A 16093-nucleotide genomic window follows, 5' to 3' on the forward strand; every position below is an offset into this window, starting at 1 on the left:
AGTTCACCTTCGGCGAGGGAGATCTCATCGACGCGGAGGCCGAGGGTCCGGACTACACGGTGATCGACTCGCGGCCCGAGATCCAGCACTCGAGCCTCATCCGCGTGCGCGCGAACTTCGACGCCGAGGTGATGCACTCGGCCGAGCAGTTGTAGTCCTCCGCCTTCCTGAAGCGGGGCATCCCGCGTCGCGAGCAGGCTGAGCCCGGAGGTTCCATCGGGCTCGGGAGATGTTAGGTTGCGCCGCCGTGCCGCGCATCAGAGCGCGCCGAGCGTCTTCGGGTTCGCCATGGCGGTCCACCCGAACAACCCGGACATCGCCTGGCGAGTGCCCGCCATCAAGGACGAGCGGCGAGTCCCCGTGGACGCCTGCGTCGTCGTCTCTCGAACGCGCGACGGAGGCCGGAGCTGGGAGGTGCTGCGCGAGGGGCTGCCCCAGGAGCATGCGTATGATCTCACGCTGCGCCACGCGCTCGACGTGGACGCCACGGGAGACAGGCTCGCGTTCGGCAGCACGACCGGCTCGCTCTGGGTGTCCGAGAACGGCGGGGACTCCTGGGCGCAGGTCTCCGCGCACCTGCCCCCGGTCTACGCAGTGCGCTTCGCCTGAGTGACTCTGCGGCGGCGAACGGAGCCGCCGTCAGTCGTGGGCCAGGTAGCGCACGGCGCTGGAGCCGAAGATCTGCTCCGGCGCCTGCTGCTGGCCTCGCGGCGCGTACGCGCTGGCCAGCCGGAGCTTCCCGTCCGGCCCCAGCGGCCCCGGCTCCACCACGGCGAAGCGCGGGCCCACGGGTGTGTCGGCCATGGCAATGACTGGCAGCCCTCGCGCGGTGGCCTCCATCAGGGCACTGCCCGCCACGACGCGCCAGCCTCGTGAGGGCGCGGTCTCGTTCAGCCACTTCCACAGCTCCGCGGGCGTGCCCGGCCGGAAGAGGCCCGGGGCCCCCGCCGGGAAGGCGTGCTCCAGCGTGGTGTGCAGGGAGTTCATCACGTCGAAGACGAAGAGGTGCCCGGCCTCGCGCGGCTCCACGGCCCGAGGGGCATAGCGGGGGTGGGTGGCCACCGCGTACTGGTTGATGACGTCCTGCGTCTGGCTCACCGTGCGCTGCCCCGGATAGCTCTGCACGGCCGCCACGAGGAGCTGCTCGGAGGCCCCCTTGTCCCGCCCGGACTGCTCGAGCAGCTTGTTGAGCTTGTTGGCCCTCAACATCACCGAGGTGGAGAGGCCCGGCTTGCGCGGAGCATCGTCGGCTGCCGGCTTCTGCTTCGGGGCGGGCCTGGGCTCTTCCGCGGGAGCGGCCACCGGGCGCTGGGGAGCCGGAAGGTTCTGGACCACCGCGGGGCGTGGGCCCGTGCCACCTGTCCTCGGGCTGCTGCCAGGGGACTCCACGGCCGCGACGCCTGGGGGCTTCTGCACCCCCGGGGCCGCCGGCACGGGAGTGGTGCGCGGCGCGGGACGGTGGAGCTCCGCGGGGCTCGGAGGAACCTTGGGCGCCCGTTCGGGGTCTCTTACGGGTGTGGAGGTGACCTTCTCTTTGACGTCCTCCGTGACAGGCAGGCGGATGGGCCGCATGGGCACCGTCGGTGCGCTGGAGGATTCTTCTGCCTTCCCCACGCGAATGGGCCTCATGGGCACCGTCGGCGCGCTGGAGGATTCTTCTGCCTTCTCCACGCGAATGGGCCTCATGGGCACCGTCGGCGCGCTCGACGCCCTGTCTGCCGGAGCGCGAGGGTTCGACTTGCGAGGCTCCATGGGACGCCGGGACGCCGGTGGCGGCGACACCTGTAGGGGGACCGCCTCCACCTTGAGCACGGTCTTCGTCTCGGCGCCCGGAGGGGCCTCTCGCGAGCTCTTCGGGGCGGAGGAGGCCGCCGCCTGCTCGCTCCCTTTGGGCTCAGTTGGAGGGCCACGCGGAGGCGAGTTGTCCTGTCCCATCGAGGGATACCTCAAAGATCACGGTGAAGTGCTTCACCCACCATCGTACCGGGTATGTCCGGGCTCGCGCCAACGCAGTCAAGCACTCGCGGGTGTCCATTTCTGGGACGGAAGTTCCCGTTTCTGGGACGAGCAAGCAGGCCCGCGGGTACTCGTCTCCGCGCCGGTGAGCGCCCCCCGAAAGCCGGGCCTGTCTGCTTGGAATGATGCTCTGCGTTGTGTGATATTCGCCGTGACAATTCAGTCCGCTGTGGGGGGGCTCAAGCACCACCAATGGTTGAGACCCAGGCGGCATGCGGCCTCCATGCCCGGGTGAGTGCCAACTACCTATGAATCAACCCATGCGCAGCTTGCTGAAGTGCTCCCAGTGCGGAGCCATGCTGCCTCCAGGTTCCACGGTCTGCCCCCGTGACGGTGCGCGCGCCGTGGCGGACAACCCCTTCGTGGACGAGGCCACCGTCCGCAGCCCCTCGGCGGGCGCCCGCGCCAACGGCAAGACCCCTCCAAGCGGCGTCATGCCCCAGCCGGCTCCCGCCCAGGCCGAGCCGGACGAGGACGTGGACGAGAAGTCCTGGGAAGCGACGGTGTCGCGCGACGTGCTGGTGGGCAAGAAGCTGGGCGACTTCGTCGTCAAGCGCCGCATCGGCGCCGGCGGCATGGGCATCGTCTACGAGGGCGAGCACCCCATCATCGGCCGCAAGGTGGCCATCAAGATCCTGCGGCCGGAGTTCTCCGAGGGCGCCAGGGATCTGATCGCCGAGGCCCGCGCGGCCAGCGCCATCCGCCACCGGGGCATCATCGACGTCTTTGGCTTCGGCACCATCCCGCACATTGGCCAGTACCTGGTCATGGAGTACCTGGAGGGCACGCCGCTCGACGAGATCATCTCCCAGCGCGCCCCCATGCTGGAGGTGGAGGTCATCGCGCTGCTGGACGAGCTGCTCGCCGCGCTCGGCGCCGCCCACGCCATGGGCGTCATCCACCGCGATCTCAAGCCGGGCAACATCTTCGTGGTGCGCGACAGCGGCGGCGGCGAGTCGGTGAAGGTGCTGGACTTCGGCCTGGCCAAGCGCACCGAGATGCCCCATGGCACCACCCCGCAGACCCGGGGCAGCATGATCGTCGGCACCCCCGAGTACATGGCGCCCGAGCAGGCCACGGGCCAGTCGGTGGGCCCGCATACGGATCTCTACGCGGTGGGCGTCATCGCCTTCGAGATGCTCACCCGGCGGCTGCCCTTCGAGGGCACGTCGGCCATGGCCATCGCCATCCAGCACGTGCAGGCCAAGCCACCGGCGCCGTCCACCTACGTGGATCTGCACCCGGATCTGGACGAGCTGGTGCTGCGGCTGCTGGCGAAGACCACCGACAAGCGCCCCACATCCGCGGAGGCGGTGCGCCGCGAGCTGAAGCAGATCTCCCGGCTGCTCGCCGACGGCGCCACGCGCCTGGAGCCGTCTCCGCGGGGCGAGAAGCCCTCCGACGAGCTGCCGAACGTGCGCCCCGAGCGCTTCGCCGCGCCCGCGCCTGAGCGTCCCGCCCCCAGGAACCCGCGGCCGGCGGCCGAGTCCATCACCGTCACACGCAAGACGCCCGGAACGGGCGAGACTCCCGTCAGCCAGCCGCGCCTGGCACCCCTCACCCGCGAGCCTGCGTCCGCCCGTCCCGCGCGAGTGGGCTCCGGGACGTTCCAGGCTTCCGCCGATCCCGAGCCGCGCGCCTCGCCTCTGAGCACCGAGCGGGTCCCCGTCATCCGCCCCAACCGGCTGCCGCAGCTCGCGGTGGCGGGAGTGATCGTCGCGGTGCTCGCGGGCCTGGGCATCTGGGCCCTGCGGCGCGGAGACACGCCCACCCCCGTGCCCCCCACCGTGGTGGAGGCCCCTGCCAACCCGGACAAGCCCATCAAGCCCACGCCCCCGGTCGTGGACTCACACCCGGCGAATCCCCCGGTGACGAATCCCCAGGTCACCGTGACGCCGCCCGGGCAGACGGTGAAGCCTCCGCAGACCCCGGAGACGACCCAGCCTCAGAAGCGGCCCGGAGAGCACCCGGAAACTGTCATGGCGACCAATCCCTCCCACCCCAAGAACAGGCCCGGGCACGTGGGGACTGGCGTCTTGCGCATCATGTCGCTCGCCTGGGCGGACATCACCGTGGATGGGCAGGAGAAGGGCCGGCTGCCGCGCGACAACGATCTGATCCTGCCCGTGGGCAGGCATCGGCTGCTGCTGCGCAACCCCGGCTTCAAACCCTACGAGGCCACCATCACCATCACCGCCGACGAGACGACGGAACACAAGGTGACCTGGCAGAGGGCTGACCCTGCCGACGAGGGGCAATGAGAACCACCGTTCTGCTGACCTTGGGGTGGACGTTGTTCATGGCGCTCCCAGCCCACGCGGAGCTGCGCGGCGTGGCGCTCTACGAGCGCGGGGACTACGTCCGAGCACGCAAGGAGCTCACCGCGGAGCTCAACTCGCCTGGGCTCTCCAAGGAGGATCGCGTCAAGGCCCGGCTGTACCTGGCGGCGGCGCTGTTCGCCTCGGGCGCGGAGGACTCCGCCCGGCTCCAGCTGGAGGAGCTGTTCGTGTCCGCGTCCACGGTCCAGGTGGATCCCATCCTCTTCCCGCCAGACTTCGTGGCCCTGGCCGAGAAGGCCCGCCAGAACGTGGAGGCGCAGCGCCAGGAGGCCGAGCGCCAGAGCCAGGAGGCCGAGCGTCAGCGCCTGGAGGCCGAGCGCAAGGCGCGAGAAGAGGCCGAGGCCCGGAACAAGCCCCCTCCCCCTCCAGAGCCTCAGGAGGAAGAGGAGCCCAGCGCGGTGCAGCTGCGCCCGGAGCTCTTTGGCTTCGCGGATCCGGTGGGCAAGGGAATTGGCCTGGGTGGCGGGCTGACGCTGGGGCTGGGCTCGGTGGATCTGAACGCGCACGTGCTGGCAGGAAAGAAACCCGGCGTCGGGGCGGAGGTGGGGCTGCTGCTGGGCAGCGGCACGGTGCAGCCACGGCTGGCGCTGCGTGCCACGGCCGTGCCGGGCTTGTCCGCCGTGGGTGGCGGAGCGGTGGCGGGGCTCCGGCTGGCTCCCTCCGGCAGCCTCACCTTCCTGCTGGACGTGGGAGCCGAGTACCTCAAGCTGGGCTCCCAGTACGAGTCCGCCTACCACTCCTTCGTCCTGACCGGCTCCGCGGGTGTGGGCTTCAATCTGCTCTAAGAGGATCTTCACTGTGTCCATTCACCTTCCGCGGAGCGCCAGGCTGGCCGCCGCGCTCGTGTCGCTGGCCGCTGTCACCCTCCCGCTGACCGCGAAGGCCCAGGTGGCCGCTACTCCTCAATGGAATACGTTCCTCGGTGGTGGCGGCGATGACCGCATCACGGCCATCGTGCATACCCAAGGCGACGAGGTCATCGTCGTCGGCGTCACGACTTCCCTGAGCCTCGAGCCCACTCCGTCGCCTTCGGGGAGCAAGACCGATCAAGACATCTTCGTCGCCCGCTTCGATACGAGCGGGGCCCTCCTGTGGAAGCAGGTGTTGGGAGGCTCGGGACAGGATGTGCCCGCCGCCGTCGCGGTTGACCTTCAGGAGCGGGTGTACATCGCGGGTAAGACCAGCTCCGTTGCCGCGACCGTCACGAACGCAGGCACCTTGTATGGCGCCAATTCGTCAGGGGATGACGCCTTCCTGGCCCGGTTGCAATTCAACGGAAGCCCCGACTGGTTCATGTACCTGGCAGGCAGCGGAGCGGACGCCGCCACGGGCCTGACCGTCATCCACGTCAATGACGTCATCACCCCGGCGAACAATGTCGCGGTCGCCTATGTCTCAGGGGTGACGACCTCGCCTGGATTTCTCGGTGGAGCGAACACCGCCGGTGCAGCGGATGGCTTCGTGACGGCGGTGGACTTCAGCACCACGCCCTCGCTCAAGTGGCCGGGCAAGACCACGCTCGTCGGCGGTACCGAGGTGGACCGGCTCAACGGCATCACCCAGGACGGGATCAAGCTGCTGGTGGTGGGAACGACCGCGTCCACGACGCTCCCCTACGACTCCTCCATCCTCTCCAACACCTTCCAAGGCGGCAGCGAGGATGCCTTGGTGGGCAGGCTGGACGCCAAGACGGGCGCGCTGGAGTGGCTGTCCTATGTGGGAGGCAACGGAGACGATGAGGGCAACGCCATCGCGCTGATTACGGCACCTCGGCAGATCGCGATCGCAGGCAGCACCCTGTCCACCAACATCGGCCCCACGCCGCCACTCGCGAAGAAGAACGCCTTTGCCGCATGGATCGCCGACGGCGGGCCTCTCAAGCGGATCCAGGTGTTCGGAGGCAGCGACGATGACGAGGCGCTGACCATCGCGGCGGATAGCGGCTATGGGACTACCTACATCGGCGGCAGGACGCTCTCCTCGGACTTCCCCTCCACCACCAGCAGCCACGCGTTCGACACCTCGTTCCAGCAGATGGAAGGCTTTGTGGTCGCGCTCTCCCCAATCGGAGGGAGTGGCTGGTCCTCCTTCGTTGGCGGACCGGGCGCGGACGAGGTCACCGCCCTCAGTGTCCATGCGTCGTCGAAGCTCGCCGTCGGCATGCAAACCGCATCGTCCACGGGGTTGCCTTCCAATACCCAGGCCCAGTCCTATGACACGAGCTTCAACACGCCCACGGATGGATACGTCGCGTCCCTGACCCTGGCGGACGTCGTGCCGCCCAACGCTGGCCAGGCGAAGGTGAACGACCGCCCGGTTCTCGATGACACCCCAGACGACATCGACGACACATCCTCCACCGACACGATCGCCGCCAACTGGAGCGGATTCACGGGCAGCTCGCTCACCTACGAGTGGGCCATTGGGACCCAAGCTGATCCTGTGGCGATACGGCCCTTCCGTTCGGTAGGCACCGCGACTCATGCCATGGACTCATCGCTGTCCCTGGCACCAGGGACTCGGTACATCGTCACCATTCGAGCCCAGGACGCCTATGGGCTGGCCGCGGTCGCCTCGTCCGACGGAGTGCTGACCCCTGGCACTCCTCCTGACACCGATGGGGGAGTGGATGGCGGCACGGAGATGGACGGCGGCACGACACCGGACGGCGGCACGACACCGGACGGTGGCACGGCGACGGATGGCGGCACGGTGACGGATGGCGGCACGGGTGGCCCGGACGGTGGTGGCGGCGGAGACGATGGCGGCACAGGCGGTGATGACGGCGGCACGAACCCTGACGATCTCAAGTCGCCCGTGGGCTGGGGGTGTGCCTCGGCGGGAGGAGCGGCCCTACCCCTGCTGATCGGCCTGATGGCCTTGATGCTCGCGGCGCGCAGGTTCAGCGCTTCGAGGCGGTGATTTACGCAGCTGCGTCCTGCACGGCCCGGCGCAGCGCCGCCTGCGCGAGCAACCGTGTGGAATCGAGCGTCGGCAGCGGAGAGTTCGAGTCGCTCATGATCAACGGGACCTCGGTGCAGCCGAGGACGACGGCATCACAGCCTTCGGCGCTCATCCGTCCGATGACCCGTTGAAAACAAGCGACCGCCTCGGGCTTGAAGACGCCGTACACCAGCTCCTCCATGATGAGGCGGTTGAGCTCTTCGCGCTCGGTGGTGTCCGGACGCACGTACTCCAGTCCGCGCGCCGAGAGCTTCTCCGGATAGATCTCGCTCTCGACGAGCCACCGCGTTCCGGTCAGGCCAATGCGCCGGAACCCGCGCTCGACCGCCTGTGCGGCGACGACCTCGGCGATGTGCAACCAGGGGCGCGGTGACCGGGCTTCAACGTAAGACAACGCCTGGTGGATGGTGTTGTCGGGGCAGATCAGGAAGTCCGCACCGATCTTCGCGAGCTTGTTGGCGGACGAGAGCATCAGCTCCCCCACGCCCTGCCAGTCGCCGCGGTAGATGCACTGCATGTAATCGGCGAGCGAGTGCGTGTGCATCGAGACCTCGGGATGAGCGTGCGGCCCGAGAAACCGCGCGCCTTCCACGCAGAGGGTCCGATAACAGAGCGCTGCGCCTTCGGCCGAGCAGGCCACAATGCCGATGTGTTGGGGCATGACGATCAGGCTGCCATAACACGGCTCACTTGCGAGCAGCCGCCGACCGCTCACGCACGGCCTTGAACTCCGACCCCTGCTTCCACTCCGGCCAGCGGTCCGTCGAGGCCAGCTCTCGGCCAATCTCATAGAGCAGTTGCACATCCTGGGCGGCGCCCCGCAGATCCCAGTCGGCGCTCCACTTGTCACAGGGCTGGTGGTAGCAGCGCGCGGTGTAATCAGCGACCCAGCGATCGCCGGCCTCCCGGCCACCGTTCACCAGCTCCTGACCGCCGCCCAGCCCCATCAGCAGCAACACCGGCACGCCTCGCCGAGCCAGCGAGAAGTGGTCGGCGCGATAGAACAGGCCCCGCTCGGGCTTCGCATCCGGCGTGACGGTCCGCCCCTGCCGCTCGGCGGCCTTGGCGAGCGCATCCTCCAGCTCATTCTGGCCCTGGCCCACCAGCACCACATCCCGGGACGGACCCGCCGTCTGCAGGACATCCATGGTCAGGTTCGCCACCAGGGTCTCGAGGGGCTGGAGCGGATGGGCTCCGTAGTATTCCGAGCCGAGCAAGCCCGGCTCCTCTGCCGTCCAGGCGGCGAACAGGATCGAGCGCGCGGGCCGAGGCCCCTGCTGAAACGCGCGAGCGATCTCGATCATACCCGCCACGCCAATCGCATCATCCACGGCGCCGTGGCGGACCTTGTCGCCCGAGGCGTCCGCGGGACCCAGCCCATAGGCATCCCAGTGGGCTCCGTACATGATCGACTCACCGGGGCGCTGCGCTCCTGGCAAGCGGCCCATCACGTTGTGACTGTCGGCTCGCGTGTGGGTCAGGCTGTAGTCGGCCGAGAGGCTGGCGCCCTTCAAGGGAACGGGCTCGAAGCTGGCCTTGCGCGCCTCGGCCTTCAGCTTCTCGAAGTCCAACCCCGAGCGGGCGAACAACGCGACGGCGGCGTCACGCTGAATCCAGCCCTGCATCAGGACCTTCTCCTTGTCTGGCTGGGCCCGGACAATGTCGAAGCTCTGGCCGTGGCCCGCGGTGATCGTTGACCAGCCATAGCCCGCACCCGGCGTCTCGTGGACGATCAGCGCTCCGAGGGCGCCTCGCCTCGCCGCCTCCTCATACTTGTAGGTCCACCGGGCGTAGTAGGTGGCCGCCTGCCCTCCGAACTTTCCTCGGACGGGCTCGCCCTCCTGCGCCTCGAAGTCGGGATCATTGATCAGGAAGACGGCGATCTTGCCCCGCAGGTCGGCTCTCTTGAAATCATCCCACCCGCGCTCCGCCGCCGAGACGCCATAGCCGACGAACACCAGCGGAGCCTTGTCGATCTTCACCCGCTCCACGGGACGCTGGGTGTTGACCATCACCTCCTGGCCCTGCCGCAGCGAAGCCGTCTTGCCTCCCGTGGTCAGCTTCAGGGTGACGGTGTCCCCCATCTGGAAACGCACCAGCGGGACCTTCTGCGTCCAGCCGCCGTTCTCGCCAGCGGGCTCCAGGCCCACCTCCTTGAACTGGTGGATGAGGTACTCCAGCGTCTTCTCCTCGCCCGGCCCGCCCGGCGCGCGGCCCATGAGCTCATCCGCGGCGAGCACCTTGACGATCCGCGACAGCCGCGCCGGCTCAATGGGACCCGAGCCCTGGGCCCGCACCGCCCCCGAGCCCAGCAGGAGGGTGGCGGCAAGGGCGTGGAGAGAGGCTCGCTTCGAGGCGTTCCAGGCAATCATGGGGGCGACCCTAAAATGGGCCGCGCGGCCTGGAAAGGTGACACGCCTGGACGGCAGCGCTGAAGGAGCGCCCCGGGCTCTTGTGATAAGGGCCTCGAAACATGGCCCCTCCCCGCCGCCCCGGGCGCCCGCTGGCCCTCAAGGCCCGCCAGCGCACGCCGGGCCACCACTACAACGCCAGCTTCCTCTCGGCCGCCGACCGCGCGGAGGTGCTCGTCTGGCTCGCCACCCTGAAGCCGCTGTGGGAGGAGCGCTACTCGAAGCACTTCCCTCCTCCGCCGGGCCAGACGCAGCGCCGGCTCCTGCGCCCCGTGTACTGGCTGGGCAACTGGCAGTTCGCCTGCCTCGACTACTACCGCCCGCCCAAAGGGGTGAAGGATCGATGCGTGCGCGCCGAGCCCTTCCCGCCCGTGCTCCAGCGCCAGGTGGAGAAGATCGAGGCGCTCGCGCGCCGCATGTTCCGCGGGCCGGACATGCCCGCGCGCTGGCACCTCAACACCTGCCTGGTGAACTTCTATGGCAACCGCCTGGAGGACGGACGCTGGGTGGACACCGCTCGCGTGGGCGAGCACAAGGACTTCGAGCCGGGGCCGGTGGCCTCGCTGTCCTTCGGCGAGCGGGCCCTCATCCAGTTCGTCACCTCCACCCGCCCGGGCGAGCGCGACGCGGTGGTGCTCGAGCAGTGGCTCGATGACGGCTCGCTGGAGCTCTTCGGCGGCGCGCAGTGGAAGGAGCAGACCTTCCACCGGGTGCAGCGGGTGGACACTCGCGCGGGGCACCTGCTGCCGCCCGAGCTGCCCGACTTCCAGACCCGGCGCATCAACCTCACCTTCCGCTACGTGCCGGACGAGCACGTGACGCCCTTCGCCGCGCTCTCCCCCGAGGCCCGCGAGGACGTGCGCCCCTACATGCGCACCCTGGCCGAGAGCAGCCCCTTCTTCCGAGCCGAGCTGGCGCGCGAGTCCACTCACTGACAGAGCGCATTACGGGTTAACGTACCGCGCCCTCCCGCGTCACCCGAGCGGCGCTGGAGGCTCATCCGCACCGAGAAATCCCCCGAGCTCGGAAGCAAGGAAGCTCCCCATGCGTCTGGCGCTGTTCACTGGCTTGTTGACCCTGCTGCTCGCCGCCCCGGCGCTCGCCATCACCAATGGCGTCGCGGATGGCAACACCCACCCCAACGCGGGCGCGTTCGTCGCCGCGGACTGGCTGCGCCCCGGACAGAAGGATGTGTTCTGCTCGGGCACGCTCATCTCCCCCACCGTGTTCCTGACGGCGGCCCACTGCACCTCGTATCTCGAGTCGCTGGGCATCTCCCAGGTGTGGGTCACCTTCGATGAGAAGTTCAGCTCGAAGGCGAAGCTCTACCCGGGCCACATGTACACCCACCCGCTCTACGGTCATGACGAGCATGATCCGCACGACATCGCCGTGATCGTCCTGGATCAGGCGGTGAAGGGCATCACCCCGGCCCGCCTGCCTCCGGCGGGCCTCTTCGATCAGCTGAAGGCGGCGGGGACGCTGTCCAGCCAGCTCTTCACCAACGCGGGCTACGGCGGCCAGGAGCGCGTGATTCAGCCCGGCGGCCCCGTGATCGGCTACAACGATGCGCGCGAGTACTCGGTCTCGTCGTTCAACGCCCTCAACGACTACTACATGCGCCTGTCGCAGAACGCGGCCACCGGCGACGCCGGCACCTGCTATGGCGACTCGGGCGGCCCGCAGTTCCTTGGGGCCGGCAGCAGCGAGCAGAACATGGTGGTGAGCACCACCATCACCGGTGACTCGCAGTGCGTGTCGACCAACGTCACCTACCGGCTCGACACGGCGTCGGCCCGGAACTTCCTCGCCCAGTTCGTCACCCTGCCGTAAGGCCGCACGGCCTCCCGGGCTTCGGCCGCGCCGCGTTCAGAACGGCGCGGCCAGTCCCCAGCGGATGGCCAGGGGGCGTGTCACGGGAAGGCAGCCTGAAACGCCGTGCGCGCCTGCCCCTCCTCGCCGGTAACGCCCACCACCAGCCGCTCGGCGCAGGCGGCGAACTCCTTCTGCAAGTCCGCAGGCGAGACCGCCTGAAGGAAGCCGGGCCTGCCCGTGACGGCCGTGGCGTCCCAGCCCAGCACTCGCGCATCCAGCAGCGCCTCCACCCAGTCTCCCGAGCTCGTGAGCGCCACGGCCTGCTCCGCGAGGAGTCGGCTGCGCGCACTCTCCAGCTCCTTCACCGGCACGCCCTGCTGTGCATACGAGGTGAGCGCCGCACGCGCCGCCGTCATCGCGGGCGCCAGCTGCGCGGAATCCACCACTCCCTCCAGCAGCAGGTGGGCCGCGCCGCCGCGCGCCATGGATACCCGCGTCTGGAAGCCATACGTCGCTCCCATCTGCTCGCGGACCTGGTGCCACATGCGAGTCCTCAGCACCGCGGCCATCAACGCATAGCGCGCCGCCGCCTCGGGAGTCACCTCCGGCAACCGGCAGGCAAGCTGTACGTGCCCCTGCGTCGCGCCAGGACGTGGGGTGATGATCTCCTGGGGCCGCGGCGAGGGCTTCGTCAACGCCGGGGGCGGAGGAGCCTCCACCGGGGCGCTCTTGCCACCCCAGCCAGTCAGGTACTCGCGCACCAGCGGCAGCACCTGCTGCGGCTCGAACTCACCGGCAATCACCACCACCGCGTTCGAGGGGCGATGCACCTGGGAGAGCCAGCCCTCCACCTCCCCCTGCGTCACCTCCTCGAGCTGCTGGGCCGTGGCGGACTGGCCGTAGGGGTGATCGCCGTAGAGCGCCCGCTGCAGCGCCCGCTCCGCCCGCACCTCGGGGTAGGCGTCCTCCACCTTGCGCCACGGCAACACGTTCTCATGGAAGAAGCGCAGGACGTCGAACTCGGTCCCCATGCTGGACAGCCTCTCCCGGAGGATCGCCAGCATGTTGCCCACGTTGCCCGCGGCGCCCGCCAGCCTGTAGCGCAGATGATCCCGGAAGAGCCGCTCCGAGCTGCGCAGGCCGAAGTCCCCCGGGACGCCCTGATACTCGGACTTGGGGAAGGAGACCTCCGTGGCCAGCTCCGCCACGCCGGGCTTCCCGCTCACCTCGCCCCCGCCCAGCGCCACCCCCACGCTCACCAGCGGAAGGCCCGGCCGAGGCGCCAGCAGCACCTCCAGGCCGTTGTCCAGCCGCACCGAGGTCACCGCCGCGGAGTTCGTGAGCGCCGCTGGCAGCGGCCCCTGCACCACCGCCACCGCGCCATCGTCCGGCGGCAACTCCGCGACGGACTTCAAGGCCGGCACCCCGCTCTCCCCAGGCTTCACCAGGAGCATGCGAGCCCGATCACGCTGGAGCCAGTGGTAGGCGAAGTCCGTCACCGTGGCGCCATCGATCGCCGCCAGCGCCCCCTGGGTGCGCCCGTAGGCCCGAGCATCCAGCGAGAAGTGGGTCAGCTCGGCCCGGCGCACCGCTCGCGCCAGGAGATCCTCGGACTCCAGCGCCATGCCGATGACGACGCTGCGATGCATCCGCTGGAACGAGAGCTGCCGCGCCAGCACGTCCCCGGCCCCGCTCTCCGAGTTCCACGTCCGGTAGACCTGGTCCAGCACCGTCTCGGCCGAGCGCTCTGGATGCTCGCCCGTGTTGAGCACCACGCGCACCAGCAGGAGCGAGGCGCGCGTGCCCGGAACGAGATCCGTGTCGATGCCAGTGATGTCCCCGTCCTGGAACAGCGCGTGGCCGAGCTCGTAGGAGAGGCTGGCGCGCACGAAGTCATGCACCGCGCTCGCCTCGTCGAAGCCGCGCGGCAGCACCCACGAGAGGTACAGCTCCGGAGAAGGCACGGCGGCCTCATGGGTCACCAGCTTCGGGGCCACCGGCGCCAGGGGCGGCTCGGGGGAGGGCTGCGGCAGCCGGGGGCTCACCGCCAGCGGCAGGCCTTCGCCATGCCATGCCGCGGGCAGGCTCTCCTTCAGCAGCGCCTCCATGGCCACCAGATCCACATCCCCGGTGATGACCAGCGTCACGTTCTCCGGCTGGTAGCTCTTGCGCACGAAGCGCTGGGCGTCCGCCAGGGTGAGCTGCGAGAGCGAGTCGTGGCTGCCGATGACCGGCCGCGCGTAGGGGTGCCCCGCCGGGAAGGACGTCTCCTGCACCCAGTGGAAGACCTGGCCGATGAAGCCCGTCTCGTTGCGCTCGCGCAGCTCGTTGCGCACCACCTCGCGCTCCACCGCGAACACCGGCTCGGTGACGCCTTCGAGCGGCGCGGACAACCGCTGGCCCTCGAGCCGGAGCAGCTCGGGCAACGCCTCGCGCGGGATCAGCGTCTCGTAGACGGTGTGGTCCAGGCTGGTGAAGGCGTTGAACTGGCCGGCGCCCACCTGCTCCAGCCGCGTCCACACCGAGGGGCCCCCCGCGTGGTGTGCACGGAAGGCCAGGTGCTCCACCACGTGAGCCAGGCCCTCCTTGCTCGTGGGATCGCTCGAGCCGCCAACGCCCACCACCGCCACCACCGCCACCACGGGCGAGCGCCGATCCTCCTCCACGACGACCCGCAAGCCCGAAGGCAGGCGGAAGTCCCGCAGCGGGAAGTTGACGTCGCGCATCACCACATTGCCCCGCTCGGGCAACATGGTGGCGCAGGCGGACAAGGCCAGCGAGACCCCGACGAGCAGCCCCATGGCGAGGCGCGGGCGCTCGCCGCGAGCGGACCGTGAAGAGGGAATGAGCATGGGGCGACATTTCCCACACCGGGCCACTGCCTGCCAATACCCAGAATGACCCTGGGAGCCTCGATGGTGGCCGCCCCGCGCTCAGAACGACGCGGTCAGTCCCCAGCGGACGTCGATGTGCTGCTCGGAGGCCACGCCGCCCTGGTCCCAGCCGACCCGCGCGCCCTCGCCAGCGAAGGTGTCCTGCACGGTCGTGTACCGGCCTCGCACCGAGTAGCCCAGCGGGCCCCAGAGCTCTCCGGCCACGCCCAGCTCTCCGGACCAGCCCGAGCTCGACACGTTATCGCCCAGATCCCTCACCTCCAGCTCCAGCGCGCCCTTATCCGCCGTGAGACTCTTGCCCGTCTTGGGGCTGATGAAGAACTGCCCGCCGCCCTCGATGCGCAGCCAGTGCCGCAGCGGCACCGAGAACTCCAGCCCCACCGCCGGGTGCAGCCGGTGCGAGCCCGTCAGCGGAGCGCGCGCCTGCGGATCCACCTCGAAGGCCCGGCTCAGCATGCCGCCCCGGAAGCCCCCGTAGCCCAGCCGCGGCCGCGACTCCGTGCCCATGTTGAAGTAGTAGCGGTACAGCAGCATGCCGGTCATGACCGAGTCAGTGGCCACCACGCTGCGCGTCGGCGTCTCGCCCGTGTCCGTCGTCACCTTCACCCGCGTCTCCGAGTAGCCCTGCTGGTAGCTCACCGCCACCCCCAGGCCCCGCCAGGGCTTCTCCGTGCGCGCCAGCGGCAACAGCTCGAGCTGGCCCGTCACGCCCAGGTAGGGCACGCCGGACTTGAAGTCGATCGTGTCTCCCGTCCGGCTCTCGGGAGGACGGCTGTCGAACTCGGCGCACGAGGTGACACCCGGCCGCGCACAGTACTGCCGCCACGTGGTGACGCCTCCCACGAACAGGAAGAGGATGGGCGGGTGGCGGTGCCGATCTATGGCCTCCAGCTCGGCGCGCGTGGCGTACTCGTCGAAGGCCTGCGAGGTGGTGTGCGACTCATCATCCAGGGACTGGGGAGCCTCCAGGGGCTCCAGCGCCGGTTTCGGAGGGTTCGAGGCCGTGGGCGCCCCGCTGAGGCTCTGCGGAGGCTTCTCCTTCTCGGGCGGCTTGGCCGGCGGGTTCGCCTCGGCCGTGGGCGGCGTCTGGGCAGGCGGGGCCGGAGTGGCCGTGGGCGGCGGGGGGCTCTCCGGCGTGACGGGCTGCACCGGCTCCGCGGGTGGAGGCGCCACCGGACGAGGAGGATTCTCGGCCGTGGTGGCAATGCCCGCCACCAGCCTGCGGGCGTCGCTCGCGGACATCTTCCCGCGCTGGAGCTTCACGCTCTTGGTCCACAGCTCCCGGCCATCGGAGCCCAGCACCCGGATGTCGAGGGTGCGCGCCACCGTCGCGGTCACCACCGCGTCGACACCGAGCCCGGAGGCGACCTGGGCCACGGCCTCGGCAGTCAGGGCCGCCGCCCCCTTGAGGCCCGCCTTGGCCGCGGCGCTCGTGTACTTCTTGAGCGGGACGAGCTGCACCTGCTTGTTCTTCTTGAGGCCCGACTCCACCTGGCCGCGCAGCGCATCGCGCCGGTCACCCTCGAAGTCGAGGACGACCACCCGAGGCTTCGTCGCCTTCTGGGCCAGCGCCACCTGCGAGGCCAGCGCCAGGCCCAGGGCCAGCAGCGCGCCCCACCGACTCATCGATTGTCCCAGGGACATCATCTGAGTG

At 69.7% G+C, this 16093-nt stretch carries 11 protein-coding genes; 6 read left to right on the plus strand and 5 right to left on the minus strand.

Annotated elements, in window-relative coordinates:
- Window positions 1–237 precede the first annotated feature (237 nt).
- Window positions 238–609 (plus strand): hypothetical protein, encoded by a 372-nt coding sequence (locus ACJ8AT_RS21575; protein WP_407739678.1) that lies wholly within the window; start codon window positions 238–240, stop codon window positions 607–609.
- Window positions 610–639: 30 nt separating this feature from the next.
- Here ACJ8AT_RS21575 and ACJ8AT_RS21580 read toward each other — a convergent pair whose 3' ends face one another.
- Window positions 640–1686 carry a hypothetical protein gene (locus tag ACJ8AT_RS21580; RefSeq protein WP_407739679.1) on the minus strand — a complete coding sequence of 349 codons (1047 nt, stop codon included), beginning with the start codon at window positions 1684–1686 and terminating at the stop codon, window positions 640–642.
- A gap of 590 nt (window positions 1687–2276) precedes the next feature.
- Here ACJ8AT_RS21580 and ACJ8AT_RS21585 point away from each other — a divergent pair.
- Genes ACJ8AT_RS21585 through ACJ8AT_RS21595 form a run of 3 tightly spaced genes read left to right on the plus strand, consistent with a single transcriptional unit; the run spans window position 2277 to window position 7277 of the window.
- Window positions 2277–4277 carry a protein kinase domain-containing protein gene (locus ACJ8AT_RS21585; protein WP_407739680.1) on the plus strand — a complete coding sequence of 667 codons (2001 nt, stop codon included), beginning with the start codon at window positions 2277–2279 and terminating at the stop codon, window positions 4275–4277.
- On the plus strand, window positions 4274–5140 hold the full coding sequence (locus tag ACJ8AT_RS21590) for a hypothetical protein (RefSeq protein WP_407739681.1): 867 nt from the start codon (window positions 4274–4276) through the stop codon (window positions 5138–5140). The genes ACJ8AT_RS21585 and ACJ8AT_RS21590 overlap by 4 nt, the downstream gene beginning before the upstream one ends.
- Before the next feature lie 13 nt (window positions 5141–5153).
- On the plus strand, window positions 5154–7277 hold the full coding sequence (locus tag ACJ8AT_RS21595) for a hypothetical protein (RefSeq protein WP_407739682.1): 2124 nt from the start codon (window positions 5154–5156) through the stop codon (window positions 7275–7277).
- Between the two features lies 1 nt (window position 7278).
- Here the strand turns inward: ACJ8AT_RS21595 and ACJ8AT_RS21600 are convergent, their stop codons facing one another.
- A complete protein-coding gene (locus ACJ8AT_RS21600) occupies window positions 7279–7980 on the minus strand; it encodes an aspartate/glutamate racemase family protein (RefSeq protein WP_407739683.1) in 702 nt (233 codons plus the stop codon).
- A gap of 25 nt (window positions 7981–8005) precedes the next feature.
- The gene (locus ACJ8AT_RS21605) at window positions 8006–9691 is read right to left on the minus strand and encodes a M28 family metallopeptidase (RefSeq protein ID WP_407739684.1); all 1686 of its coding nucleotides are present in this window, start codon (window positions 9689–9691) and stop codon (window positions 8006–8008) included.
- A 101-nt stretch (window positions 9692–9792) separates the two neighbouring features.
- Here ACJ8AT_RS21605 and ACJ8AT_RS21610 point away from each other — a divergent pair, with 101 nt between their 5' ends.
- Together ACJ8AT_RS21610 and ACJ8AT_RS21615 are read left to right on the plus strand one after the other, a co-directional pair.
- Window positions 9793–10665: an alpha-ketoglutarate-dependent dioxygenase AlkB gene (locus tag ACJ8AT_RS21610; RefSeq protein ID WP_407739685.1), complete on the plus strand. Its 873-nt coding sequence runs from the start codon at window positions 9793–9795 to the stop codon at window positions 10663–10665.
- 109 nt (window positions 10666–10774) lie between these two features.
- The gene (locus ACJ8AT_RS21615) at window positions 10775–11563 is read left to right on the plus strand and encodes a trypsin-like serine protease (protein ID WP_407739686.1); all 789 of its coding nucleotides are present in this window, start codon (window positions 10775–10777) and stop codon (window positions 11561–11563) included.
- An 80-nt stretch (window positions 11564–11643) separates the two neighbouring features.
- Here ACJ8AT_RS21615 and ACJ8AT_RS21620 read toward each other — a convergent pair whose 3' ends face one another.
- Window positions 11644–14397, minus strand: coding sequence for a M16 family metallopeptidase (locus ACJ8AT_RS21620; RefSeq protein ID WP_407739687.1), 2754 nt, complete (start codon window positions 14395–14397; stop codon window positions 11644–11646).
- An 81-nt stretch (window positions 14398–14478) separates the two neighbouring features.
- A complete protein-coding gene (locus ACJ8AT_RS21625) occupies window positions 14479–16065 on the minus strand; it encodes a hypothetical protein (RefSeq protein WP_407739688.1) in 1587 nt (528 codons plus the stop codon).
- Between the last annotated feature and the right edge of the window lie 28 nt (window positions 16066–16093).

This window comes from Hyalangium sp. (assembly GCF_045802625.1).
In the GTDB taxonomy this organism is placed as follows: domain Bacteria; phylum Myxococcota; class Myxococcia; order Myxococcales; family Myxococcaceae; genus Hyalangium.

Coding starts and splice junctions, on each gene's coding strand:
- ACJ8AT_RS21580 (WP_407739679.1), bottom strand. CDS start 1,686: ATGAGGCCCATTCGCGTGGAGAAGGCAGAAGAATCCTCCAGCGCGCCG.
- ACJ8AT_RS21585 (WP_407739680.1), top strand. CDS start 2,277: ATGCGCAGCTTGCTGAAGTGCTCCCAGTGCGGAGCCATGCTGCCTCCA.
- ACJ8AT_RS21590 (WP_407739681.1), top strand. CDS start 4,274: ATGAGAACCACCGTTCTGCTGACCTTGGGGTGGACGTTGTTCATGGCG.
- ACJ8AT_RS21600 (WP_407739683.1), bottom strand. CDS start 7,980: ATGCCCCAACACATCGGCATTGTGGCCTGCTCGGCCGAAGGCGCAGCG.
- ACJ8AT_RS21605 (WP_407739684.1), bottom strand. CDS start 9,691: ATGATTGCCTGGAACGCCTCGAAGCGAGCCTCTCTCCACGCCCTTGCC.
- ACJ8AT_RS21610 (WP_407739685.1), top strand. CDS start 9,793: ATGGCCCCTCCCCGCCGCCCCGGGCGCCCGCTGGCCCTCAAGGCCCGC.
- ACJ8AT_RS21615 (WP_407739686.1), top strand. CDS start 10,775: ATGCGTCTGGCGCTGTTCACTGGCTTGTTGACCCTGCTGCTCGCCGCC.
- ACJ8AT_RS21620 (WP_407739687.1), bottom strand. CDS start 14,397: ATGCTCATTCCCTCTTCACGGTCCGCTCGCGGCGAGCGCCCGCGCCTC.
- ACJ8AT_RS21625 (WP_407739688.1), bottom strand. CDS start 16,065: ATGAGTCGGTGGGGCGCGCTGCTGGCCCTGGGCCTGGCGCTGGCCTCG.